Consider the following 22,270-nt stretch of genomic DNA (forward strand, 5'->3'; position numbering starts at 1 on the left):
TCCAGCCGGCCGGCCTGGCACATCCGCGCGCGCCTCACGACGGACCCGGACCCGGACACCAATCCGCCCCGGCGGCGGCCACGAATACCGGGCATGGACAGCCCTGGACATCCGTGGCGCACGCGAGGGTTCGCCGCGCTCGCCGGCATCGTGGCCGGCGGGGTCACCCTCGGTATCGGTGAACTCGCCGAAGCGCTCGTGGGCCCGAGGACGTCGCCGTTCGCCGTGGTGGGCAACACCATCGTCGATCGCACCCCGGAGTGGCTGAAGAGCTTCGCCATCTCCACCTTCGGCGCCAACGACAAGCTCGTCCTCCAGATCTGTCTCGGCGTAGTTCTGCTGGGTCTGTCCGTGCTCGCCGGCCTGTTCCAGTTGCGTCGTCCGCCGGCCGGGCTGGTGCTGGTGGCAGTGCTGGGAGGCGCGGCGTCGGCGGCGGCGATGAACCGGCCGGCCAGTAGCCCGGAGGATCTGATCCCGTCGCTGGCCGGTGTGCTGCTGGGCGGAACCGCGCTCTGGCTGCTGGTACGCGAGCTCAGAACCCGGCCGGCACCGGCGCGCGGAACACGTGCCTCCGCCTCCGCCGGCTCGACCGCTGACCTCGGCCGACGCCGGTTCCTCGGGCTGGCCGCGGCGGCCGTCGGGGTGGCGGTGTTGACGGCCGTCGGCAGCCGGCAGCTCGGCCAGACCGTTGACGACGTGCTGGCCGCGCGCGGACGGCTCCGGCTGCCCGAGCCCGAGCGGCCCGCCGTCGACCCGAGTCCCCGGGTGCGGCTGGACATTCCCGGCCTGACGCCGTTCACCACCGCCAACGATGAGTTCTACCGAGTGGATACGGCACTCGAGGTGCCGGTGGTGCATCCGGACGAGTGGACGCTGCGGGTGCACGGCATGGTCGAGCGCGTCGTCGACATCGACTTCGCCGACTTGCTGACCATGCCGTTGGTGGAGCGGATGATCACGTTGACGTGCGTCTCCAACGAGGTCGGCGGCGAACTGGCCGGAAACGCCGTGTGGCTGGGGTATCCCCTCGCGTCGCTCTTGGAACAGGCCCGGCCGGACGCGGACGCCGACATGGTGCTGTCCACGAGCGTCGACGGGTTCACCGCCGGCACCCCGCTCGCAGCCTTGCTGGACGGCCGCGATGCGCTGCTGGCGATCGGCATGAACGGCGAGCCTCTTCCGTTGGACCACGGCTTCCCGGTCCGCATGGTGGTGCCCGGCCTTTACGGCTACGTCTCGGCGACGAAGTGGGTCGTCGATCTGGAGGTCACGCGGTTCGACCGGGCGTCGGCGTACTGGACCGACCGGGACTGGGCCGAGCGGGCACCGATCAAGATCGCCTCCCGGATCGACGTCCCCGGTTCGTTCGCCGAACTCTCGGCGGGGCGCAACGTCGTCGCCGGCGTCGCATGGGCGCAGCGCCGCGGGATCAGCGAAGTCGAGATCCAAGTCGATTCCGGCCCCTGGCAGCCGGCGCGGCTGGCGGCGGAGGCGTCGGTCGATGTCTGGAGGCAGTGGTCCCTCGACTGGGACGCCACGCCCGGCCGGCACACCCTGCGGGTCCGGGCTACGGACGGTGACGGTGAGCCGCAGACCGACGAGAAGGCTTCCCCGTTCCCGGACGGGGCCAGCGGTTGGCACTCGGTGGTGGTGGAGGTGGTCTAGCCGCAGCGACGAGAGCAGTACCGACAGCACACCGGTTCCCGGAAACCTTTAAAAGGAGGAACGACGATGAGAAGCTCCACCCGACGTACGGCCGCGGTGATAGGCGCCGTGGCGGCGCTGGCCCTGACCGTCAACGCATGCGGATCCGACGACGACAGCGGAGACGACAACACGGCCGAGGAGACGACCAGCGACGAGCAGGACACATCCCAGGACGAGGAGGACGGCGGCTCCGAGGAGAACAGTACCGACGACGAGGCCTCCGCCGGTGACATGGAGGAGATATCCGGGCCGGTGGGCCCAGGATGCGGAGACTACGCCGAGCAGGTGCCGGACGGCCCGGGTTCGGTCGAGGGTATGTCCGAGGATCCGGTCGCCGTGGCCGCGTCGAACAACCCCCTGCTCACGACCCTGGTCTCGGCGGTCTCTGGGGAGCTGAACCCCGATGTCGACCTGGTGGACACGCTGAACGGGGGCGAGTTCACCGTCTTCGCGCCGGTCGACGATGCCTTCGCCGCCGTCGACGAAGAGACGCTGGGAACGCTTTCGGAAGATGCCGATCTGCTGACCAGTGTGCTGACCTACCACGTTGTGGCCGGCCAGGTCGGGCCGGACGAGATCGCCGGTGAACACGAGACGGTGCAGGGTGCGTCCGTGACCGTCGAGGGCGAGCCGGAGATGCTGACGGTGAACGACGCCAACGTCATCTGCGGCGGTGTCCAGACGGCCAATGCGACCGTCTACCTGATCGACTCGGTCCTGATGCCGCCGGCATCGTGATCGGTTCCGGCACGTCAGCCGATTGAGAGTGACCTCCCGCGGTTACCATGCCGGCGGGAGGTCACTCATGGCTGTCCATCCGGTATCCGGACCGACCGCGGATGCGGATCGGTCTCGACCTCGCCCGAATCCGCACCAATCCGCCCGAGGAACGGTGACGAATAGCGGATGACGGCGGACGGCTACCCCGAACGGAGGAACCATGGCCAGAGGTGAACCAGGGCGGTGGCCCTGATGCCGACGCTGCGCCCGGTCGGGGACGAGGGTGGTGCCGAACATCAAGCCGACACCACGGCGACGCTCGGCGACCTCCTGGAGCGGTCCGCGCGGGGAGACACGGCGGCCTTCGCCCGCATCTACGACCAGGTGGCGGGCCCGGTACTGGGCATCGCCACCCGGGTGTTGCGGGACAGGAGCCAGGCCGAGGAGGTCGCCCAGGACGTACTCGTGGAGGTGTGGCGGTCGGCGTCGCGGTACTCCACCGCGCGCGGAAGCGCCATGGCCTGGATCATGACGATCGCACACCGCCGGGCCGTGGACCGTGTACGGCGCGAGCAAGCCGCCACCGACCGTGAGTTCCGGATGGCGGCGCAGGCCGAGAGCCCGCCGTATGACCAGGTCGCCGAGCAGGTCGAAATGAGCTTCGAACGCGAGCAGGCGCGGCGCTGCCTGGAGTCCCTGACCGAGTTGCAGCGCGAGTCGGTCACGCTGGCCTACTACGACGGCTACACGTATCGAGAGGTGGCGGAGCTGTTGAAGGCGCCACTCGGCACGGTGAAGACCAGGCTCCGGGACGGGCTGATCCGGTTGCGTGATTGCATGGGGTTGGGGCGATGATGATGGCTACGAACGCCGATATCCACACCCTCGCCGCACCGTACGCGTTACACGCGCTGCCGGACGAGGACGTCGAGCTGTTCGAAGAACACCTCGCCGAGTGCTCGGCCTGCGCGGCGGAGGTGGAGGAGATCAGGGAGACCGCCGCCCGGCTCGGTGCCGCGGCCGCGGTGTCTCCGCCGGCCCGGATGAAGGACGACGTGCTCCGGCGCATCGAGCAGGTCCGGCCGCTGCCGCCCGAGGTTACCGACTCCGGCGACGACGATCGGGACACGCTACGTTCGGGGGCGCGCCGCCGGGCCTGGCGCCGTTGGTGGGGCCCGATCGCCACCGGCGCGGTCGCTGCGCTGCTGGCCGGCATCGTCGTCCTCGGCATACAGCTGAACGAGACCCGGGAGCAGCTGGACCGCTCGCAGGCGATCGGTGCGCAGATGCGTGAGCTCGTCACCGCGCCGGACATGCAGGTGGTCCAGGCTGAGCAGGGAGACTCGGGCGGCACCGTGATCATGGCTCGATCGGTCGACACCGCGGTGTTGATGGTGCACGGCATGGAGCCCGCGCCGGCCGAGCACACGTATCAGCTGTGGTTCATCGACGACGACGGCGCCCGATCGGCGGGCCTGCTGGGCGACACCGAGGACGGCCGGATCGGTCCGTTCACCGCGCATGGGCTGGCCGACGCCGATCATCTCGGCATCACGGTGGAACCCGCCGGAGGGTCGGAACGGCCGACCACCGACCCGGTGATGCTGATCGAACTCGCGTGATCGCGGCGCTGGGCGGCAGGCTAGCCGAGCTCGTCCCATGGGATGCGGAACGGCTGGGTTTCCTCGGGGTCGCCGGAGGTGCCGCCCAGGATGGCCAATTCGTCGGGCTTGTGCCGCAGCACCGACTCGACGTAGTCCTGAGCGGCCTCCTCGATACCCACGTCGTGGCCGGCTTGCTCGGAGAGGTACCAGCGGTGCTCGAGCACCTCGTGGTAGATCTCCGGCGCTTCCAGCTTTCCGCGGAATTCGCGGGGGATTGCTCGCATCACGGGCTCGAAACAGTCCATCACCCAGGCGTTGGCGACGATCTCCTCGTCTTCGCCCTGCTGATCGGTCTCGGCGGTGTAGGCGTCCAGGTCGTTGAGCAACCGGCGCGCCTGGTTTTCCTGCGCATCGATGCCGGTGAGCCGTAGCAGGCGGCGAGAATGGTGTCCGGGGTCCACCACTTTGGGTTGAACGCGCACGGTGCGGCCGCCGATGTCGGTGACGATGTCCAGCTCGGCGACGTCGAAGCCGAGGTCGTTGAGCCGCTCCACCCGGCGTGCGATCCGCCAGCGCTCGTTGACGTCGAACGCCTCCCACTCGGTGAGCTCGGACCAGAGGGTGTGGTAACGCTCCACCACGTGGTCGCTGGTCGCGATCGGGTCCACCGTGTCGTCGAGGTAGCCGGCGGCGGCGAGGTCCATCATCTCGCCGGCGATGTTCACCCGGGCGATGTCGATGTCGTGTTCCCGCTGGCCGTCGCTGAGGCGGTTATGCAGCTCGCCGGTCTCGGCGTCGACGAGGTAAGCGGCGAACGCCCCGGCGTCGCGGCGGAAGAGCGTGTTGGACAGTGAGCAGTCGCCCCAGTAGAACCCGAGGAGATGGAGCCGGGCGATCAGGACGACGAGAGCGTCGATCAATCGCTCGACGGTCTCCCGGCGCATCATGCGGGCGAAGAGAGCTCGGTACGGAAGTGAGAACTGCAGATGCCTGGTGACCAGGATCGGGTCGAGCGGCTCGCCGTCCGGAGCTTCGCGGCCGCTGATGACGCCCACTGCCTGCACCGACGGCACGTCCAGCCGTTCCAGGTCACGTAGCAGCCGGTACTCCCGGTCCGCGAACGACTGGACGACCTCCTTCAGGGCGTAGACCCGTCCCTCGAGCCGGGTGAACCGGACGACGTGCCGCGAGATTCCCCGGGGCAGGGCGACGAGATACCACTCGGGCCAGTCTTCCAGCGGCATGTCCCACGGCAGGTCCAGCAGGGCCTGCTGTTCGTGCGGCGTGGCCAGGATGCGCAGTTCCATAGGCCCTCATTGTCCCTGACGACGAAGCGGCGGGTGACCGGATGGCCACCCGCCGCTGCTCGTCACGTACCTGTCAGGCTTCGATACGCTCGCCGGTCTTGACCGAGAAGAAGTGCGATTCGCCGTCCTTGACAGAGAAGGTGACCTTCTCGCCCTTGTGCGGAGCCATCCGCGGCTCCACCCGGGCGATCACCGTGTCGCTGCGCATCCGGTCACTCTGCTCCTCGGCCTTCGGGCCGGCCGGGTGACCGTAGACGTAGGCCTCGGAGCCGAGCTCCTCGACAAGGTCGACCGTCACCGGAATGCCGCCGACGTCCTCGCTCGAGGTCGGCACCAGAGACTCGGGACGGAAGCCGACGGTGACGGTGTCCGATCCTTCCGCCTTGACGGCGCTGGCAACCGCCGGGGGAAGGTGAACGTCCGCCTCTCCCAGCTTCGCGCGCTCCCCGTCGACGTCGAACGTCGCGATGTTCATCGCCGGCGAGCCGATGAAGCCGGCGACGAAGACGTTGGCCGGCTTGTCGTAGAGCTTCAGCGGCGTGTCGACCTGCTGGAGCCGCCCGTCCTTGAGCACACAGACCCGGTCGCCCATGGTCATGGCCTCGATCTGGTCGTGCGTGACGTACACGGTGGTGATGCCGAGCCGACGCTGCAGCGACGCGATCTGGGTGCGGGTCGAGACACGGAGCTTCGCGTCCAGGTTGGACAGCGGCTCGTCCATGAGGAAGACCTGCGGCTCACGGACGATGGCGCGGCCCATCGCGACACGCTGACGCTGACCACCGGAGAGCGCCTTCGGCTTCCGGTCCAGGTACTCGACCAGGTCGAGAAGCTTGGCGGCGTCCATGACCCGCTGCTGGATCTCAGCCTTCGGCGTGCCGGCGATCTTCAGCGCGAAGCCCATGTTCGCCGCGACCGTCATGTGCGGGTACAGCGCGTAGTTCTGGAACACCATGGCGATGTCCCGGTCCTTGGGCGGCATGTGCGTGACGTCACGGTCGCCGATGCGGATGGCGCCGGCGTCGACCTCTTCGAGCCCGGCCAGCATGCGGAGGCTGGTGGACTTTCCACAACCGGATGGTCCGACGAGGACCAGGAACTCACCGTCTTCGATCTGGAGATCGAGGCTGTCGACGGCGGGTGCGTCTTGACCCGGATAGATCCGGGTCGCCTTGTCGTAAGTGACAGTGGCCATGGTGCTGCTTCCCTTCACCGGCAGGTACGTGCCGGACGATCCGTAGTGAAGTGGACGGGTATGAACTTGTCCCCGGATTCGGGGTGTCTACAGACAATACACAGTGCGGGTGAGCAACGTCACGCGGCGCCTGTCGATGAGACGGTTGTCACAGGCGGTCACGAGGGCAGAGCAGGTCCCGCGACGGGATGTACCCGCGGTCACCTCGCAGGGCCGCCGGGCATGGACGGACGGGGCGCGGGGTAATCCGGACACACGTGCCAGTGCGTGGGCACTCATGCCCAGTTTGCCGGAAAGGCTTTCGCGAACGGCCCGAACGCCGTACGGTGCAGTGGCACGAGGTGTACTCCGCATCCACCAGGAGGCTCCCCATGCACGTGTCCGATCTGCTCCGCACGAAGGGCAGCTCCGTCGTCACCGTACGCCCGGACGACGACGTCCGCACCCTGCTCTCGGTGCTTGCACAACACCATATCGGTGCCGTCGTGGTTTCGGCGGACGGCGCCGCCATCGACGGCATCGTGTCGGAACGTGACGTGGCACGGGCGCTGGACCGGGACGGTGCCGCGGTGCTCTCCGGCGCAGTCTCCTCGATCATGACGGCCGACGTGCGCATCTGCGAACCGGATACACACCTGGACGAACTCTCCCAGGTGATGACCGAGGGACGGTTCCGGCACGTTCCGGTCGTGGTGGACGGGCGGATGGTCGGCATCGTCAGCATCGGTGACGTGGTGAAGAGCAGGATCACCGAACTCGAGGTGGAGCGCGACTCGCTGTCCTCGTACATCAGAACCGCCGTCACCTGAGCCGGGCTCGTCGGCGCGGAACGCGGCTGACCAGGTCTGGCTGTCCGCGGCATCCGGCCGCAACGATAATGGCTGTTGATGTCGATATCGCGCCGAGCTTGGATCGTATGGGGTGTCGGGCTCGTCGCCTACATCGTCGCGGTCCTGCATCGCACCTCCTTCGGCGTCTCCGGCCTCGAAGCCTCGGCGCGGTTCGACACGTCCGCCAGCCTGCTCGCGTCGTTCGTCGTCGTTCAGCTACTCGTCTACGCCGGCCTGCAGGTCCCCATCGGCATGCTGATCGACCAGGTCGGCCCGCGCCGCCTGCTGATCACCGGCGCCGCGGTGATGGCGGTCGGTCAGGCGGTGCTGGCGGCGGCTACCTCGGTTCCGGTCGCCGTGGGCGGGCGGGTCCTGGTGGGCGCCGGGGATGCGATGACGTTCGTCAGCGTGCTCCGGCTCGCGGCCACCTGGTTCCCACCGGGACGGGTGCCGTTGTTGACCCAGCTCACCGGCCTGATCGGGCAACTGGGCCAGGTGCTGTCCGCGGTGCCGTTCGTCATGGTGCTGCACCGGTTCGGGTGGACTCCGGCGTTCACCTCGGTGGCGGCGACGAGCGTGCTCGTGGGGGTGCTGGCGATGGTGGCGGTGCGCGACTCGCCGGAGACACGGGCGCGCCCGATCAGGGGTGGCATATGGCGTGGCGTCGGCCGCGATCTCGTCACGGTCTGGCGGCACCCCGGGACGCGGCTGGGGCTGTGGGCGCATTTCTCCACCGGGTTCGCCGGAATCGTCTTCGCGATGATGTGGGGCTACCCGTTTCTGGTGGCGGGACAGGGCCTCTCCCAGGGAGCCGCGGGGTCACTGCTGACGTTGATGGTGGTGGCCGGTGCGGTCGCCGGCCCGGTGCTCGGTGTCCTGGTCTCGCGGCATCCGCTGCGCCGCTCGTGGTTGGTCTTGGGCGTGGTCGGGGCCAACGCGGGCGCGTGGACCACCGTGCTGGCATGGCCAGGAACCGCACCCATGTGGGTACTGGTTCTCCTGGTGTTGTCGCTCGCCCTGAGCGGACCCGGATCGATGGTCGGCTTCGACTTCGCTCGCACGTTCAACCCGCCGAACCGGCTCGGCACCGCGACCGGGATCGTCAATGTCGGGGGCTTCTCCGCGGGACTTCTGACCATCCTCGCCATCGGAGTGGTGATCGACCTGCGCAGCGGCGGCTCGAGCGCATACGACCTGGAGGATTTCCGCATCGCGCTCTGCGTCCACTACGTCATCTGGATCACCGGCCTGGTCGGGATCGTCCGGACGCGACGCATGGTGCGGCGGCGGATGGCCGAGCACGGCGTCGTCGTACCACCCGTCCGGGACGTGCTGGCGCGTAAGATGCGGCATCGCCGAACCCGGGATTGACGCCTGCGTCACCCCGCCGTCGCCGGGTCAGCCAGCCGTGAGCCAGCGGCCGTCCCGCATGAGATCCCGGCCGTCGAGTTCATTCACCTCACGCCATGCCTGGATGCGTTGCGGACGCACCCGGAAGTACAGGTATCCGGTGAGCGCTCGCGGGTCGAAACCGGCTTTCGCGGCGAATGCGTCTGCGACGCCGGGCGGCAGGTCCGCGGCATGCACCGGCGTGGCCATGCCTTCGATCATCACCACATCCCGGGTGTGCCCGATGCCGATCCGTGTCTTCCCGCTGGCCGACAGGTTGCGGCTGGTGATGCTGGACTTCGGATTGGCCAGCAGCAGGCAATCGCCGTCCCACAGGAAGGACAGCGGGATCATGTAAGGCGAACCGCCGGCGTCGCCGGCCGTGGCCACCCAGCAATCGACGTCGTGTTCGAGGCGGTGCAACGTATCGCGAATGCGTTGAGCGCGCGAGCGAGCCTCAGCGTTCATCGACATCACCACTCAGCACCGGTTTGACGTCGACGATGGGCGTACCGTCCAACGCCTCAAGATGGTCTACCGTCAGGACGCGTCCGTCGATGGCGGTGATCTCCGCCTGGTGCAGTCCGACTGGGTTGGGCCTATGCGGCGAGCGCGTACTGAACACCCCTTCCTCGGGCCGGGAGGTATCACCGCGAGGATGCACGCTGAGCACGTCCCGCTGCGCGCGGTCGAGCCAGGTGAGGACAACGATCCGGTCGCCGACCCGGAGGCTACGCAGTCCGTCGAGCACCCGCCGCTCGAAGATCAGGCGAGCGTCCGGAGCGCCTTCATCGGGTTGTCGTGGCGCCGCATCGGGGTCGGTCAGCGACGACTCGACCCTTCCGATCGGAGTGATGTCGTACGTCGCCATGCACGGCCCCTTCTGTGACCGGATTCGCAGATGCCATGCACCCGCGCGGCACCGCCGGTCCTTCGATTGCGAGCGTACCGGGCGCTCACAACCCCAGGCGCCGGCGGGCGGTATCCCATCCGGGTCGCGCTTCGCCCGGTATGAGTCGAGGGACCTCATGACGTCGATCTGGACATCGCAGGTGGAGCCCGAAGTCGGATTCGAACCGACGACCTACCGCTTACAAGGCGGTTGCTCTGACCAGCTGAGCTATTCGGGCGCAATCAGAAACGGTACCCGATCCACTCCATGATCATGAACACAAACCGTTCACATAGAACGGAAAGTGTTCATGATCATGGGAAGGGGGCCGGGGGTGGGTCGGGGTCAGCAGCCGCCGGCGACCGCCGGGATGATCGACACCTTCGTGTCGGCCGGTGTCGGTGTCTGTAGGCCGGAGGCGAACCGCACGTCGTCGTCGTTCACGTAGACGTTCACGAACCGCCGGATCTCCCCGGTGTCGTCCAGCACCCGCGCCCCGATCCCCGGGTAGGCAGCGTCCAACGCCTTCACGACATCCGCGAGCGTAGCGTCGTCCGGCACGTCGACGCTGACGTCTGCCTCACCCTTGGTGTAGGTGCGCAGGATGGTCGGAACTCGTACAGCAACGCTCATGTGATCTATGCCTCCGGAACGAGGGCACGGAATGCCTCGGTAGTGGGTGCGATGGTGCCCGCCGGGCCGACGACCGGCGCGACGGCGTCGAGGGTCTTCAGACCCTCTCCGGTATTGAAGACGACGGTTTCCGCGTCTGGGTCGAGCTTGCCTTCGCGCAGCAGCTTGGCCAGGACAGCGACGGTGACGCCGCCGGCGGTCTCGGCGAAGATGCCCTCCGTGCGAGCGAGCAGCCGGATGCCCTCGACGACTTCCTCGTCGGTGACGTCCTCGACGGCACCGCCGGTGCGGCGGGTGACGTCCAGCACGTACGGGCCGTCCGCCGGGTTGCCGATGGCCAGGGATTTGGCGATCGTGTCCGGCCGGACCGGCTTGACGACGTTGTGTCCGCTCTTGAACGCGGCCGAAACCGGGGAGCACCCCTCCGCCTGCGCGCCGAAGATGGCCGGCTGCTCGCCCTCGACCAGGCCGAGCGTGATCAGCTCGCTGAACGCCTTGTCCACCTTGACCAGCTGCGCACCGCTGGCGACGGGGATCACGACCTGTTCCGGCAGCCGCCACCCGAGCTGTTCGGCGGTCTCGTAGCCGAGCGTCTTCGACCCCTCGGCGTAGTACGGCCGCACGTTGACGTTGACGAACGCCCAGTCCTCGTGCTGGCCGGCCAGCTCGGAGGCGAGCCGGTTGACGTCGTCGTAATTGCCCTCGACCGCAACCAGCGTGGTCCCGTAGACCGCGCTGGTGACGACCTTCTGCTGCTCCAGGTTGCTGGGGATGAAGACGAAGCTCCGGATGCCGGCCCGGGCCGCCGCCGCGGCGACGGCATTGGCGAGGTTGCCGGTGGACGGGCAGGCCAGCACGGTGAAGCCCAGCTCGCGTGCGGCCGCCAGCGCCACCGCCACCACGCGGTCCTTGAAGGAGTGCGTCGGGTTGGCGGCGTCGTTCTTGACCCACAGCGCCTTCAGGCCGAGTTCGCGAGCGAGATTGTCCGCACGCAACAGGGGCGTGAAACCCGGCTCGGTGTTCGGGATGTCCGCAACCGTCGACGGCACGGGAAGCAGATCCTTGTATCGCCAGATCGACGTGGGTCCGGCTTCGATGTCGGCGCGGGTGATGGTGCCGTAGTCGTACGCGACCTCAAGCGGGCCGAAGCACTCCATGCAGGCGTAGTACGGGCCGAGTTCCATGGTGGCCGCACACTCGCGACATGACAGATGGGATGCGCGACCCAAGTCTGGCCCGACAGCTGCCGGGGTACTCGGTGCGGGCGCGTCGGTGATGGTCATGCTGAGGGATACCTCCTCATCTTCCCCGCTCGGTCAACGGGCCGGAGTTGGCACCAAACCCCGCGGGATTGCCGGGTGGTTGCCGGGGCTTCTACGGGCCGGTCCCTCTGCCCCTCTGGATGAGTACGACTTTCACATTACGACGGAGCCAGACGCCGCGTACGCAATGTCCGTCCATTGAGACAAAATCGTCTCACATCGCAATCACGAGATCAACAGGTCCTGCAAGACGCCCAGCACACCGGCAGGTCCGTCGACGACGAGATCGGCCTGCTCGCGGAATTCCGGCACCGCCTCCGAGGAGTCGCTGTAGACCACCACGCCGGTCACGCCGTCCGTGCGCAGTGAACGCACCGCTGCCACCGCGGGCAGGTCGCCCAGGTCGTCCCCGGCGTACACGACTGCGCGGGCGGAGACCTCCTGCACCAGGTCGCGCAGTGCCGCGCCCTTGTCCACACCGGTGGGGCGCAGCTCCAGTACGAGGCGTCCCGGTGTGAGCTGAAGCCCGGTGTCGGCTGCGATCGCTTCCGCATGCGGGCGGAGCGCGGTGAACGCCGCGTCCGGGTGGTCGGCGCGGCGCGTGTGGATGGCTACCGAGTGGCCCTTATCCTCGATCGTCGTCCCGGGGAAATCCCGGATCAGCGCGGTCGCTCGAGACCGCGCCTCAACGATTCCGGCCGCTTCGCCGGGGCTTTCCACCCGGCCGTCACGCCAGCGCTCCAGACCGTAGTGCCCGCACACCACCAGGCCGGGAACCTTCTCCAGGGCGCCGAACCGGACCGCGTCCAGGGCCGGTCGTCCGGTGACGATCGCCACTCGCGCCACCCGTCGCGCCACCTCGGTCAGCACGTGGGCCGCCTGCGGTAGTGCTCGGGCGTCTTCCGGGCGTGGCACGATCGGCGCCAGCACGCCGTCGAAGTCGAGAGCCACCAGCGTGTGCGGCAGCAGTGGTGCGAGTGCCGCCCTGATCGGTGCGACGTCCGGCTTCGTCTCGGGCACGATTTACTCCTCGGCCTCGACCTCGTCGAGGTAGTCGTCGACCAGAATGACTACAATCCGGCTGGGGTTGAGCCCTTCGAAGGATTCTGCGACGCGACCGACCTCAGGGAACTGGGCGGCCAGTGCCTCGGCGGACTCTTGCAGGCCCGGCGGGTAGTAGACCGTCGTCTCCGGCACTGTGCCGTTGAAACCGCTGGTGGCGGCGACCTCCCAGCCGCCCGCCTCGAACCGGTCCGCGGCGGTGAGCTCCAGCCCTTCCACCGAGGTCTGGTTCGCGATGCCGATCGGCGTGCGCAACTCCGCGGGTGCCTCGGTCGGTTCGTCGTCCGGCTCCTCGGTCTCGTCGGAGCCGTCCTCGTCGGCGTCTTCGTCGGTGTCGTCGGTCGGATCGCCGGTCGGCTCGTCCGAGGCGTCCTCATCCGGCTCGGTGGCGTCACCACCGCCGTCGTCCTGTGGCTCGTCGGTGGAGTCGGCGGCGACGTCCTCGTCGCCCCCGTCGTCGTTACCCCCGGTGTCGTCTCCGAAGAAGACAAGCAAAGCGAGGACTACCCCCACCGTGCCGACCAGCGCAACAAGCGACGGCCACGCTCGATCGAGCCGTTCGCGTATCGTCACAGCAAACGTAGGCTACGCGACAACGGTGCTGTTTGCCGATCGGCTGAATACATGAGTCAGGCCTCCGCGGACAGACGACGAGCCGAGCGTGCTCGCGTTCTGGAGGAGCGCAGTCTGCGCAGCCGCTTGACCAGCATCGCGTCGTGCGCCAACGCCTCAGGTCGATCGATGAGGGCATTGAGCACCTGGTAGTACCGGGTAGAGGTCATGTCGAAGCGTTCGCGGATGACCTGCTCCTTGGAGCCCGCGTACTTCCACCACTGCCGCTCGAACTCGAGGATGTCGCGCTCCCGCTCGTCGAGCTCCCTGGACCCAGTGGCGCTTCCGGATACATCGGCAACAGCTTCCATGCTCGCCATCGTACGCACATCGTGCCCCGTCTCAGCATCCCCGACACGGCCGGCGCCCGCCGAGTGTGCAGGTCGGAGCGGGACAGGCGACATTCGGCATGACATCCGGTGCGTGAGGTCGAAACGGGAGCAGGTACCGTAGAACAGGCGAGGAGGCCACGTGGAGAACACTGGAAAGAGCAGCTTCGTCGTCGTCGCCAACAGGCTCCCGGTCGATCGGGTGGTCGCGGCAGACGGCTCTACAACCTGGCGTCGTAGCCCTGGTGGGTTGGTTACGGCACTCGCACCGGTGATGCGCGCGTATGACGGCGCATGGGTGGGGTGGACCGGTTCGCCGGATGATGAACTGGCGCCGTTCTCGACCGATGACATGGATCTGATCTCGGTCCCGCTGTCGCCCGAGGAGATCTCGATGTATTACGAGGGCTTCTCGAACGCGACGCTGTGGCCGCTGTACCACGACGTGATCGTGGCTCCGGAGTATCACCGCGAGTGGTGGGATGCCTACCGGAGAGTGAACGACCGGTTCGCCAGGGCGGCCGCCTCGGTCGCCGACGAAGGGGCCGTCGTCTTCGTCCAGGATTATCAGCTCCAGCTGGTTCCCAACCTGCTGCGTCGGCTTCGGCCCGATCTCAAGATCGGATTCTTCCTGCACATCCCTTTCCCGCCGCCGGAACTCTTCGCCCAGCTGCCGTGGCGTCGACAGATCCTGGAAGGGCTGGTCGGAGCCGACCTCGTCGGATTCCAGCGGGGTGGTGCCGCGGACAACTTCGTCGGGCTGGTGGACCGGTACACCGACGCGACGGCGGCCGAGCGGCGGGTGCGAATGCCCGATGGGCGCACCGTGCACGTGCAGCCGTTCCCCATTTCGATCGAGGTCAGCGAGATCACCGGGCTGTTGTCCGACCCCGACGTGGTGCAGCGGGGCACGCAGATCCGGGAGGAGATCGGATCCCCGGGCAGCATGCTGCTGGGCGTGGATCGCCTCGACTACACCAAGGGCATCGGTCATCGGCTCAAGGCTTTCGGTGAGCTGTTGGCCGGCGGCGACATCACGCCGGACGAAGCGGTGCTGGTGCAGGTGGCGACGCCGAGCCGGGAGCGTGTCGAGGCGTACCAGACGCTGCGCGACGAGATCGAACTACAGGTGGGGCGGCTCAACGGCGAATACGGCCGGATCGGCCAGCCGGCCATTCATTACCTGCATTCGTCGTACGAGCGGGCCGAGCTCGTGTCATTGCTGCGTGCGGCCGACGTGATGGTTGTCACACCGTTGCGCGACGGCATGAATCTGGTGGCCAAGGAGTATGTCGCCGCACGGACGGACCTCCGCGGCGCCCTGGTGCTGTCCGAGTTCGCCGGAGCCGCCGACGAGCTGGGCGACGGCGCGTTCATGGTCAACCCACACGACATCGACGGGCTGAAGCGGACCCTGCTCGCCGCGATGCGGATCGACGAATCGGAAGCGGAGGAGCGGATGAAGCTGCTCCGCGACCACGTGCTCAGTCACGACATCACACGCTGGGCGCAGGAGTTCCTCGCCACACTCCGCTCTACCTGACTCTTGTGAGATCTCACAATCCGAGAAGACCGCCCGAAGGCTGGGCGGAGATTTTCATCCATGGTGTGGCGGGCATCGGTGCGGCAGAGCGCCAGCTCGGACGAGCCTCTGGGCGAGGATGAAAATCTCCGCCCAGCCTCAGTCGCGGTCGTACTCGGTGTAGGCCAACCACGCCTGGGTATCGGCTGCATCCGGTGAATCGTTCACTGGTTGTACGGCCGGATCGCCGTTGTCGATTGCGGCCAGGTCGGTCTCGGCCTGCTCGACGCGCGCCAGTTCGCGCGTGGCGAGCGAGATGAGACTGCGCAGGCCGATAGCGCCGAACCGGTCGCGGACAACCTGGACGGCGTTGACCACGACCGGGTCGACGTCTCCGGTGGACTCGGGACCTTGCATCTTTCACCCTCTCGACGGTGGTTGTGACTCGCCGCTTCACCGTAGCGGGTCAAAATGTCGACTGAACGACAACGTCCGTGTGGCGAGTCGGCGTGTGAGGGTCATCACGTACTTCTAAATTAGGGCAAAGCGGACGAAGTAGCCAATGAATCAAGATCGCTCGTCTCACCTACGGCAGGCCTCCGTGACACCGTGACCTGGTATCCAGCAAGATGAGCAGCGTACAGGACCGTGTGGGGCGGAGTTCAGGTGGCTGGTCCGGTGCGACGAGGCACGCAGCTCAAGGTCCTTAGGGTGGTCGTTTGTTCCCTCGCCGGTTCGCGCTCGTGCGGCACGTCGACTACACCGGAATCTCCGGTGTCGGCGTGGTCGCGTACGGGGTGGTGTTCGCTGACGGGCACGTCGCTCTGCGGTGGTGCTCGGACCATCCTGCGACGAGCCTCTGGAACTCGATCGACGATCTGATCGCCGTGCACGGTCACGGGGACGGCACCAGTGTGCAATGGATCGACTCGGCGACGGACCGGTTGCACGAGGCCATGGAGGCGATGGAAGCACCTCGTGGCGGGCGACGTCGCAAGGGCGCGATCGTGGACGAGGTACCCCGGCAGCCGTCGGCTCCTCAGACTCCCGAGGAGACGATTCCGGAGACGCCGCCACCGCCGCCGGACGAGCCGTTCGACGAGCCGGCCGTCCCGGCGCCGCGGCACGGCGGGGGCCGGCACCGGCGTCGTTCCGCTCCGGCGGAGGAGTCGGCCGCGCCCCGCTGATCCGCGCATCCGGTCGGCGAGCGGTCGCGGCGCAGGGATGCGGTGCGGGGGTTGCGGTGCGGGGGTTGCGGTGCAGGGATTGCGCGCAGTGTTGCGGCGTGGCGGTTCAGGGCTCGTCGGCGGTGGAGCCGGATCCGATCCGGGCGGGCTGGAGATCCACCCGGAACTGGTACCGGTCACCCCGATACACCGAACGGACGAACTCGACCACCTGCCCGTCCCGGGCTCGGGATACCCGCTCGAACAGGAATGCGGGGGAGTGAACCGGAACTTCGAGGATCTCCGACTCCCGTTCGTCGGTGACCGTCACCTCGATGGTCTGGACGCCGCCGGCGAGCATGATGCCGTGCCGTTCGGCGAGCAGCTCGTAGAACGATGCGTGGTCCAGCGCCGCACCGTCCAGCCCGGGCGCGACACGTCCGGGTACGTGCAGGGTCTCCACGGCCATCGGCGCGTCGTCGGCAAGGCGCAGACGCACCACCCGGAGCACGGGCTCTCCGGTGGTGATCTCCAGCCGCTTGGCGAGTTTCGGGCTGGCGGCGAGTTCGCCGGCGTCCAGCGTCCGGCTGGACGGGACCACGCCGCGCTGTCTCATGTCCTCGGAGAAGGACGTGACCGCGAGCCCTTGGGCGATCTTGGGTCCGGCCACGAACGTACCCGCGCCGTGCTTGCGCTTGAGCCGGCCTTCGCGGATGACCTCTTCGATCGCGCGGCGCAGCGTCATCCGCGCCACGCCGAACTGGGGAGCCAGGGTCCGCTCAGGTGGCAGTGCCTCGCCCACCTCCATCTCGGCGATGAGATCGAGGATCTGGTCTCGAATCGAGAGGTATTTCGCTGCCACGCCAACCCTCCGAGTCAGCCGTCGGATCATTCAATTGTGGCAGGTCATCTCTGCTGCCATTGCCGTGTGGTGGAGGCGTAGCGCATGGCACGTCGCTCGTCGGCCGTTGCTGGCATTGTGCCAGATTTCCCAGACCGTGCATGTGCACGTCGGCCCTAGCCTGCGCAAGTTCCGTCGTGGCTCTAGACGCGCTGCTGCGCATGGTCCAGACTGTGGGGCACTGTTGGTCTAGGCCAATTTGGAGGCCATGATGGCTCGACTCCGCACAGCAGGCCGCGCCGCCGCACTGAGCGCGGCCGTCGCCGGACTACTCACCGCCACATTCGCGACGCCGTCGTCCGCGGACGGCGACGACGAGCTGCCCGAACAGTGGCGAAGTTACTGGGTGGACGCGTTCAACCCCGGTATCTACAACGCTGACCAGGTCGAGAAGCTGGTCGACGACGCGCTGGCGGTCAACGCGAACGCACTGATCGTGCAGACCGCACGGCGGTACGACTGCTTCTGCAATCGCGCGCTGTACCCGCGGACCGATGCCGCGATCGCTCCGGAACCGTACGATCCGCTGGACGAGATCATCGAGCAGGCGCACGCCGCCGGACTCGAGGTGCACGCGTGGGTCAACGTCAACACGATGTGGAACTCCACCACGCCGCCCACCTCCGACGAGCACGTCTTCAACCAGCACGGTCCGACCGCCGAAGGCGAGGACCGCTGGCTGAACAAGATGGCGGACGGCACCGAACTGCGCGGTGCCAACGCGTACATCGACCCCGGACACCCGGACGCCGTGGACTACATCGTCGACGCCGTGCAGAGCATCGTCGCCGAATACGACGTGGACGGGATCAACCTCGACTACGTCCGCTATCCCGACTTCAGCTCATCCACCACACACAGCGACTGGGGGTACAACGACGTCTCGGTGGCCCGGTTCCAGGACGAGACCGGACATACCGACGTGCCCGAGGCCTCAGACGAGCAGTGGAGCGACTGGCGGCGGGATCAGATGACCAACCTCGTGCGCAAGATCTACTTGGGCATGTGGGAGGTGGATCCGGCGGCCCGGCTCACCATGGACGCGATCACGTACGGCTTCGGTCCGCAGAGCGTCGGCGGCTGGGAGAACACCCGGACGTACGCGGAGGTGCTGCAGGACTGGAGGGGCTGGCAGGACGAGGGGATCATGGACACGGTCGTGGCCATGAACTACAAGCGGGAGTGGATGCCGGACCAGGCGCGCATGTTCGAGGAGTGGAACGAGGTGCTCGCGGACTGGCAGGGCGACCGGCAGTCGGTCTCCGGCCCAGCGCTCTACCTGAACGAGATCGAGGACAGCCTCCAGCAGGTACAGGATCTGCTCACCCCGACCGATGCGGGCAACACGGTGGTCGGCTGGAGCGGATACTCCTACGCCAACCCGAGCATGACGGCTGCCGGAAGCTCCGATCCCGCGGTCAAGGACGCTGAGCGGGCCGCCCTCGCCGAGGCGCTGACCGAAGGCGACAACGCGCCGTTCGCCGAACCCGCCGCGGTGCCCTCGATGCCGTGGAAGGAGAACCCCACGGACGGTCATGTCAGCGGGGAGTTGGTGACCAAGGGCGGCGAGCCGTTGAACGGCGTGAAGGTCACGCTGCAGCCGCTGACCGGGGGCGGCGAGAAGCTGACGCGGAGCAGCGACGGCTCCGGTTGGTTCGGGTTCGCGCACGTGCCGTCCGGGCGGTATCTGGTCCGTATCGAGCTGCCGGACGGCGTGGTGGGCAAGCCGGTGACCTATGTCCAGGTCACCGACGGTGAGATCGCGACCGCGGAGCTGGCACCTCTGGTCCGGTTGCGCTGACGCAGCGGCACACCACGGATTCGCGGGCCGGTGTAGGGTGAGGGGCGCCTGAGAACCGGAAGCATGCAGGGAGGTGGGGACGTGCCTCAGCGGCGCGCCACGGGCCGACCGCGCAGCATGGCGTGGCGGCTCCCGGCCATCCTGATCTCCGGGCTCTTCATGATCGTGACGGCGGGTTTGCCGTCGCTCGCGTCCGGCGCCCCGGTCCGCGAACCGTCCGTGGAGACCAAGCACGAGACCGTCGGCGGCCCGGCCAGCACGGCCGGGACGCCCGCACCGGAACTGGTGGTGGTCGCACCGGCCGGCACGGAGCTGGGCGTGGCGCCACCTCCGCCGGCCCGCACCGTGGTGCCGCCGCTGATGCGGGTCGGGTCGGGGGGAACCGGTGATGCGGATCACCTACTCCGTGGGCGGCAGGGACATGACACGGCCAACCCCGACCGGGCGCCGCCGGTGACAGGACAGCAGTAGACGCCCTGAAACCAGCCCGCTCGGTCGGGTCCCGCGTATATCTCCCGCGCGAGGGCTCGTGCCGGCCGACGCCATCCGGAGCCTTCCCGTGGATCGCACGAACGCCCTCTACCTCACCATCGCTCTGGTCGCTCTCTGTGCGGCGACCTATGGCCTGTTCCGCCACCGTGCGGCGAAGAAGGGTGACCGTAGCGTCACCGAACCCGCACGGGTCCTTCGAGTCGCTGTCGCCTTCGTGGTGCTCGGCGCCTCCGCGTACACGACCATGACGGCGAGCCCCAACCTCGGGCTCGACCTGGAAGGCGGCGCGCAGATCACCCTGGAGGCACAGGACGCCCCGAATGCCGAGGCCAACTCGGAGAACACGGACCGCGCCGTCGAGGTGTTGCGGCGACGGGTGGACGCGCTCGGCGTCTCGGAGCCGTCACTCTCCCGGTCCGGAGAGAACCGCATCATCGTCGAGCTGCCGGGGGTCGAGGACCCGACGGAGGCCTCAGAGGCGCTCGGGCGGACGGCGCAGCTGACCATCCACCCCGTGCTCGGCTACGGCAACGCGCCCGAGCAGGGTGAGGGCGATGCTCAGGGCGACGGTACCGACACCGAACAGAACGACGCTCCCGACGACGAAGCGAACGGCGAGTCCGGCGACGAAGCGAACGGCGAGTCCGGCGACGAGCAGAGCAACGAATCCGCCGGCAACGGCGGCGCGGATGGTGCGGCAGCGATTCAGCAGGTCTCCAACGACTCCGGCGACGACACCGCGGATGAGAACTCCGGCGACGGCGACGCGGGCACGCAGGAGCCTGACGACCCGGGCGCGGACGGATCCGGTGACGAGTCGTTCGACCCGACCGCCGAGGAGTCGGTGATCCAGGATGAGCGCGGCGGGCCGATCACGGTCGGCTCGGCGGCGATGACCGGCGAGGAGATCTCCGAGGCCAGCGCAATGTACGACGTGCAGCAGGCCGGTGGCTGGTACGTCGACATCGTCTTCACCGGAGGCGGCGCCGACGACTGGGCCCGGATCACCGGCGAGGCGGCCTGTTTCCCGGAAGGCGACCCGCAGCGGCGGATCGCGATCATCCTGGACGGCGACGTCATCTCGTCGCCGAACGTCGTCAACACGGCCTGCAACGTGGGGCAACGCGGCGGAACCACGATGATCACCGGCAACTTCGAGGAGGAGTCGGCGAAAGAGCTGGCCGCGCTGATCGAAGGCGGAGCGCTCCCGCTGCCGGTCGAGGTGATCGAGCAGCGCGTCGTCGGTCCGACCCTGGGCGACGCGGCGATCTCCGCCAGCGCGTGGGCGGCGATCATCGGTCTCGCGCTCACGACGGTGTTCATCGTCGTGACCTACCGTCTGATCGGCCTGATGGCGGTGGTAGCGCTGATCGGCTACGCCCTGATGGCCTATGCCGCGCTGAGCGCGCTCGGCGCGACATTGACGCTGCCGGGTCTTGCGGGGTTCGTGCTCGCGATCGGTATGGCGGTCGACGCCAACGTGCTGATCTTCGAGCGGGCCCGCGAAGACTTCGTCGACGGCGAGATCAACAGCCTGCGCAACGCCGTGCCCAGCGGATTCAAGAAGGCCGTCTCGGCGATCGCCGACTCCAACGTGACCACCTTGCTGGCGGCCGCGCTGCTGTTCTTCCTGGCGTCCGGCCCGGTGCGCGGGTTCGGCGTCACGCTGACCATCGGTGTGCTGGCGTCGCTGCTGTCCGCCTTGGTGCTCAGCCGGGCGCTGGCCGATTGGCTGGTGCGCCAGCCCTGGATCCGCGCGCACCCGGTGGCGAGCGGCCTCGGCAAGCACGGCAGGGTCCGGCTCTGGCTCCGTGAGCGCAGCCCCGACCTGATGCGGTACACGCGCCGGTTCCTCGGGGCGTCGCTGATCGCCGTGGTGCTTGCCGGTGCCGGAATCGCGATCCGTGGGCTGGACTTCGGCATCGAGTTCACTGGCGGGCGGCTGATCGAGGTCGCGCCGGACGAACCGGTCGACGTCGACGACGCCCGGGACGCGGTCGCCGACGTCGGCTTCCCGACGGCGATCGTCAACGAATCCGGGGGCGCCGGCGAGGAAGCGATCTCGGTCCGGACCGTCGAGATGAGTGACACCGAGGCGCGCGAGGTGATCGACGCCATCAACGAGCTCGGCGGGGGCGGTGAGCTGATCCGGGACGAGTTGATCGGGCCCAGCCTCGGCGACGAGCTGCAGCGCAATGCGCTGATCGCGTTGGCCGTGGCGCTCGCCGCGCAGCTGGCGTACCTAGCGATCCGGTTCCGCTGGACCTTCGGCGCAGGAGCTGTGACGGCTCTGTTCCAGAACGTGATCGTCACGGTCGGCCTCTTCGCCTGGCTCGGCAAACCGATCGACGGGATCTTCCTGGCGGCGATCCTGACCATCATCGGGTACACGGTCAACGACTCGGTGGTCGTGTTCGACCGGATCCGGGAGACGTGGACCCGTCGGCCGGGCGAGGACTTCGCTCAGGTGGCCAACACGGCCGTGCTGAACACGTTGCCGAGGTCGGTCAATACGGGAATGAGCACGTTGTTCCCGCTGATCGCGCTCTACTTCCTCGGCGGGGACTCGCTCTCGGACTTCGCGTTCGCGCTGATCGTCGGCATCCTGATCGGTACCTACTCGTCGAACTTCACCGCCACTCCGTTGGCGGCGGAGCTGGAGACGTGGAAGCCGGCACCTCCGCCGGAGGAGAAGCCGCAGCCCACCAAGGGCAGCCGCGAAGACCCGAACTACGGCGCCGTCGTCTGACAACGCCTTAGCCCCCTCCCAAATGATCATGTGAAGTGGGGTTTGTTGGGGGCGGCCCAGGGGGGGGGGGTGGGGGGGGGCGGGGGAGACCCCGGCA

At 68.1% G+C, this 22,270-nt stretch carries 22 protein-coding genes, 1 tRNA gene and 1 riboswitch; of the genes, 11 read left to right on the forward strand and 12 right to left on the reverse strand.

Features of this window, described 5'->3' with window-relative positions; all coding sequences use genetic code 11:
- Positions 1 to 93 precede the first annotated feature (93 nt).
- The 4 genes from G1H10_RS01840 (at position 94) to G1H10_RS01855 (ending at position 4,049) form a co-directional block, all read left to right on the forward strand.
- On the forward strand, positions 94 to 1,665 hold the full coding sequence (locus G1H10_RS01840; protein WP_163731761.1) for a molybdopterin-dependent oxidoreductase: 1,572 nt from the start codon (positions 94 to 96) through the stop codon (positions 1,663 to 1,665).
- A 66-nt stretch (positions 1,666 to 1,731) separates the two neighbouring features.
- The gene (locus G1H10_RS01845; protein ID WP_163731764.1) at positions 1,732 to 2,445 is read left to right on the forward strand and encodes a fasciclin domain-containing protein; all 714 of its coding nucleotides are present in this window, start codon (positions 1,732 to 1,734) and stop codon (positions 2,443 to 2,445) included.
- Between the two features lie 234 nt (positions 2,446 to 2,679).
- Positions 2,680 to 3,282, forward strand: coding sequence for an ECF RNA polymerase sigma factor SigK (gene sigK, locus G1H10_RS01850; RefSeq protein WP_163732121.1), 603 nt, complete (start codon positions 2,680 to 2,682; stop codon positions 3,280 to 3,282).
- Complete coding sequence (locus G1H10_RS01855; RefSeq protein WP_163732124.1) at positions 3,279 to 4,049, forward strand: anti-sigma factor; 771 nt, start codon at positions 3,279 to 3,281, stop codon at positions 4,047 to 4,049. Before sigK ends, G1H10_RS01855 begins: the two co-directional genes overlap by 4 nt.
- A gap of 20 nt (positions 4,050 to 4,069) precedes the next feature.
- Here the strand turns inward: G1H10_RS01855 and G1H10_RS01860 are convergent, their stop codons facing one another.
- Together G1H10_RS01860 and G1H10_RS01865 are read right to left on the reverse strand one after the other, a co-directional pair.
- On the reverse strand, positions 4,070 to 5,338 hold the full coding sequence (locus G1H10_RS01860) for a DUF4032 domain-containing protein (protein ID WP_163731767.1): 1,269 nt from the start codon (positions 5,336 to 5,338) through the stop codon (positions 4,070 to 4,072).
- 73 nt (positions 5,339 to 5,411) lie between these two features.
- A complete protein-coding gene (locus G1H10_RS01865) occupies positions 5,412 to 6,533 on the reverse strand; it encodes an ABC transporter ATP-binding protein (RefSeq protein ID WP_163731770.1) in 1,122 nt (373 codons plus the stop codon).
- Between the two features lie 371 nt (positions 6,534 to 6,904).
- On the opposite strand from G1H10_RS01865, the gene G1H10_RS01870 reads away from it, so the two are divergent.
- Both G1H10_RS01870 and G1H10_RS01875 read left to right on the forward strand, forming a co-directional pair.
- Complete coding sequence (locus G1H10_RS01870; RefSeq protein WP_163731773.1) at positions 6,905 to 7,342, forward strand: CBS domain-containing protein; 438 nt, start codon at positions 6,905 to 6,907, stop codon at positions 7,340 to 7,342.
- A gap of 78 nt (positions 7,343 to 7,420) precedes the next feature.
- Positions 7,421 to 8,734, forward strand: coding sequence for an MFS transporter (locus tag G1H10_RS01875; protein ID WP_163731776.1), 1,314 nt, complete (start codon positions 7,421 to 7,423; stop codon positions 8,732 to 8,734).
- Between the two features lie 27 nt (positions 8,735 to 8,761).
- Here G1H10_RS01875 and G1H10_RS01880 read toward each other — a convergent pair whose 3' ends face one another.
- From G1H10_RS01880 to G1H10_RS01915, 8 genes are all read right to left on the reverse strand, one after another.
- Positions 8,762 to 9,220 carry a pyridoxamine 5'-phosphate oxidase family protein gene (locus G1H10_RS01880; RefSeq protein WP_163731779.1) on the reverse strand — a complete coding sequence of 153 codons (459 nt, stop codon included), beginning with the start codon at positions 9,218 to 9,220 and terminating at the stop codon, positions 8,762 to 8,764.
- Complete coding sequence (gene tsaA, locus G1H10_RS01885; protein ID WP_174263957.1) at positions 9,210 to 9,623, reverse strand: tRNA (N6-threonylcarbamoyladenosine(37)-N6)-methyltransferase TrmO; 414 nt, start codon at positions 9,621 to 9,623, stop codon at positions 9,210 to 9,212. The genes G1H10_RS01880 and tsaA overlap by 11 nt, the downstream gene beginning before the upstream one ends.
- A 182-nt stretch (positions 9,624 to 9,805) precedes the next feature.
- Positions 9,806 to 9,882, reverse strand: a tRNA-Thr gene (locus G1H10_RS01890).
- 107 nt (positions 9,883 to 9,989) lie between these two features.
- Positions 9,990 to 10,277 (reverse strand): ubiquitin-like small modifier protein 1, encoded by a 288-nt coding sequence (locus G1H10_RS01895; RefSeq protein WP_163731783.1) that lies wholly within the window; start codon positions 10,275 to 10,277, stop codon positions 9,990 to 9,992.
- A 5-nt stretch (positions 10,278 to 10,282) separates the two neighbouring features.
- Positions 10,283 to 11,560 (reverse strand): threonine synthase, encoded by a 1,278-nt coding sequence (thrC, locus tag G1H10_RS01900; RefSeq protein ID WP_163731785.1) that lies wholly within the window; start codon positions 11,558 to 11,560, stop codon positions 10,283 to 10,285.
- Between the two features lie 13 nt (positions 11,561 to 11,573).
- Positions 11,574 to 11,686: riboswitch (SAM riboswitch) on the reverse strand.
- A 78-nt stretch (positions 11,687 to 11,764) separates the two neighbouring features.
- Positions 11,765 to 12,559: a trehalose-phosphatase gene (otsB, locus tag G1H10_RS01905; protein WP_163731788.1), complete on the reverse strand. Its 795-nt coding sequence runs from the start codon at positions 12,557 to 12,559 to the stop codon at positions 11,765 to 11,767.
- A 3-nt stretch (positions 12,560 to 12,562) separates the two neighbouring features.
- The gene (locus G1H10_RS34375) at positions 12,563 to 13,174 is read right to left on the reverse strand and encodes a LytR C-terminal domain-containing protein (protein ID WP_163731791.1); all 612 of its coding nucleotides are present in this window, start codon (positions 13,172 to 13,174) and stop codon (positions 12,563 to 12,565) included.
- 56 nt (positions 13,175 to 13,230) lie between these two features.
- Positions 13,231 to 13,524, reverse strand: coding sequence for a DUF3263 domain-containing protein (locus tag G1H10_RS01915; RefSeq protein WP_216852794.1), 294 nt, complete (start codon positions 13,522 to 13,524; stop codon positions 13,231 to 13,233).
- A gap of 160 nt (positions 13,525 to 13,684) precedes the next feature.
- Here G1H10_RS01915 and G1H10_RS01920 point away from each other — a divergent pair, with 160 nt between their 5' ends.
- Complete coding sequence (locus G1H10_RS01920) at positions 13,685 to 15,085, forward strand: alpha,alpha-trehalose-phosphate synthase (UDP-forming) (RefSeq protein ID WP_163731797.1); 1,401 nt, start codon at positions 13,685 to 13,687, stop codon at positions 15,083 to 15,085.
- Positions 15,086 to 15,223: 138 nt separating this feature from the next.
- Here G1H10_RS01920 and G1H10_RS01925 read toward each other — a convergent pair whose 3' ends face one another.
- Positions 15,224 to 15,481: a hypothetical protein gene (locus G1H10_RS01925; protein ID WP_163731800.1), complete on the reverse strand. Its 258-nt coding sequence runs from the start codon at positions 15,479 to 15,481 to the stop codon at positions 15,224 to 15,226.
- 302 nt (positions 15,482 to 15,783) lie between these two features.
- Here G1H10_RS01925 and G1H10_RS32210 point away from each other — a divergent pair, with 302 nt between their 5' ends.
- Positions 15,784 to 16,251, forward strand: a complete 468-nt coding sequence (locus G1H10_RS32210) for a hypothetical protein (RefSeq protein ID WP_216852795.1) — start codon at positions 15,784 to 15,786, stop codon at positions 16,249 to 16,251.
- A 106-nt stretch (positions 16,252 to 16,357) separates the two neighbouring features.
- Here G1H10_RS32210 and G1H10_RS01935 read toward each other — a convergent pair whose 3' ends face one another.
- Positions 16,358 to 17,092 carry a GntR family transcriptional regulator gene (locus G1H10_RS01935; protein WP_216852796.1) on the reverse strand — a complete coding sequence of 245 codons (735 nt, stop codon included), beginning with the start codon at positions 17,090 to 17,092 and terminating at the stop codon, positions 16,358 to 16,360.
- 250 nt (positions 17,093 to 17,342) lie between these two features.
- Between G1H10_RS01935 and G1H10_RS01940 the strand changes: the two genes are divergently transcribed.
- The 3 genes from G1H10_RS01940 (at position 17,343) to secD (ending at position 22,173) form a co-directional block, all read left to right on the forward strand.
- Positions 17,343 to 18,932 carry a family 10 glycosylhydrolase gene (locus G1H10_RS01940; RefSeq protein WP_163731806.1) on the forward strand — a complete coding sequence of 530 codons (1,590 nt, stop codon included), beginning with the start codon at positions 17,343 to 17,345 and terminating at the stop codon, positions 18,930 to 18,932.
- Between the two features lie 81 nt (positions 18,933 to 19,013).
- Entirely contained in the window at positions 19,014 to 19,403 is a 390-nt protein-coding gene (locus tag G1H10_RS01945) for a hypothetical protein (protein ID WP_163731809.1), read from the forward strand.
- An 88-nt stretch (positions 19,404 to 19,491) separates the two neighbouring features.
- A complete protein-coding gene (secD, locus tag G1H10_RS01950) occupies positions 19,492 to 22,173 on the forward strand; it encodes a protein translocase subunit SecD (RefSeq protein WP_216852797.1) in 2,682 nt (893 codons plus the stop codon).
- The last annotated feature ends 97 nt before the right edge of the window (positions 22,174 to 22,270 follow it).

It is taken from the genome of Phytoactinopolyspora halotolerans, assembly GCF_010550675.1.
Classification (GTDB): Bacteria; Actinomycetota; Actinomycetes; order Jiangellales; family Jiangellaceae; genus Phytoactinopolyspora; species Phytoactinopolyspora halotolerans.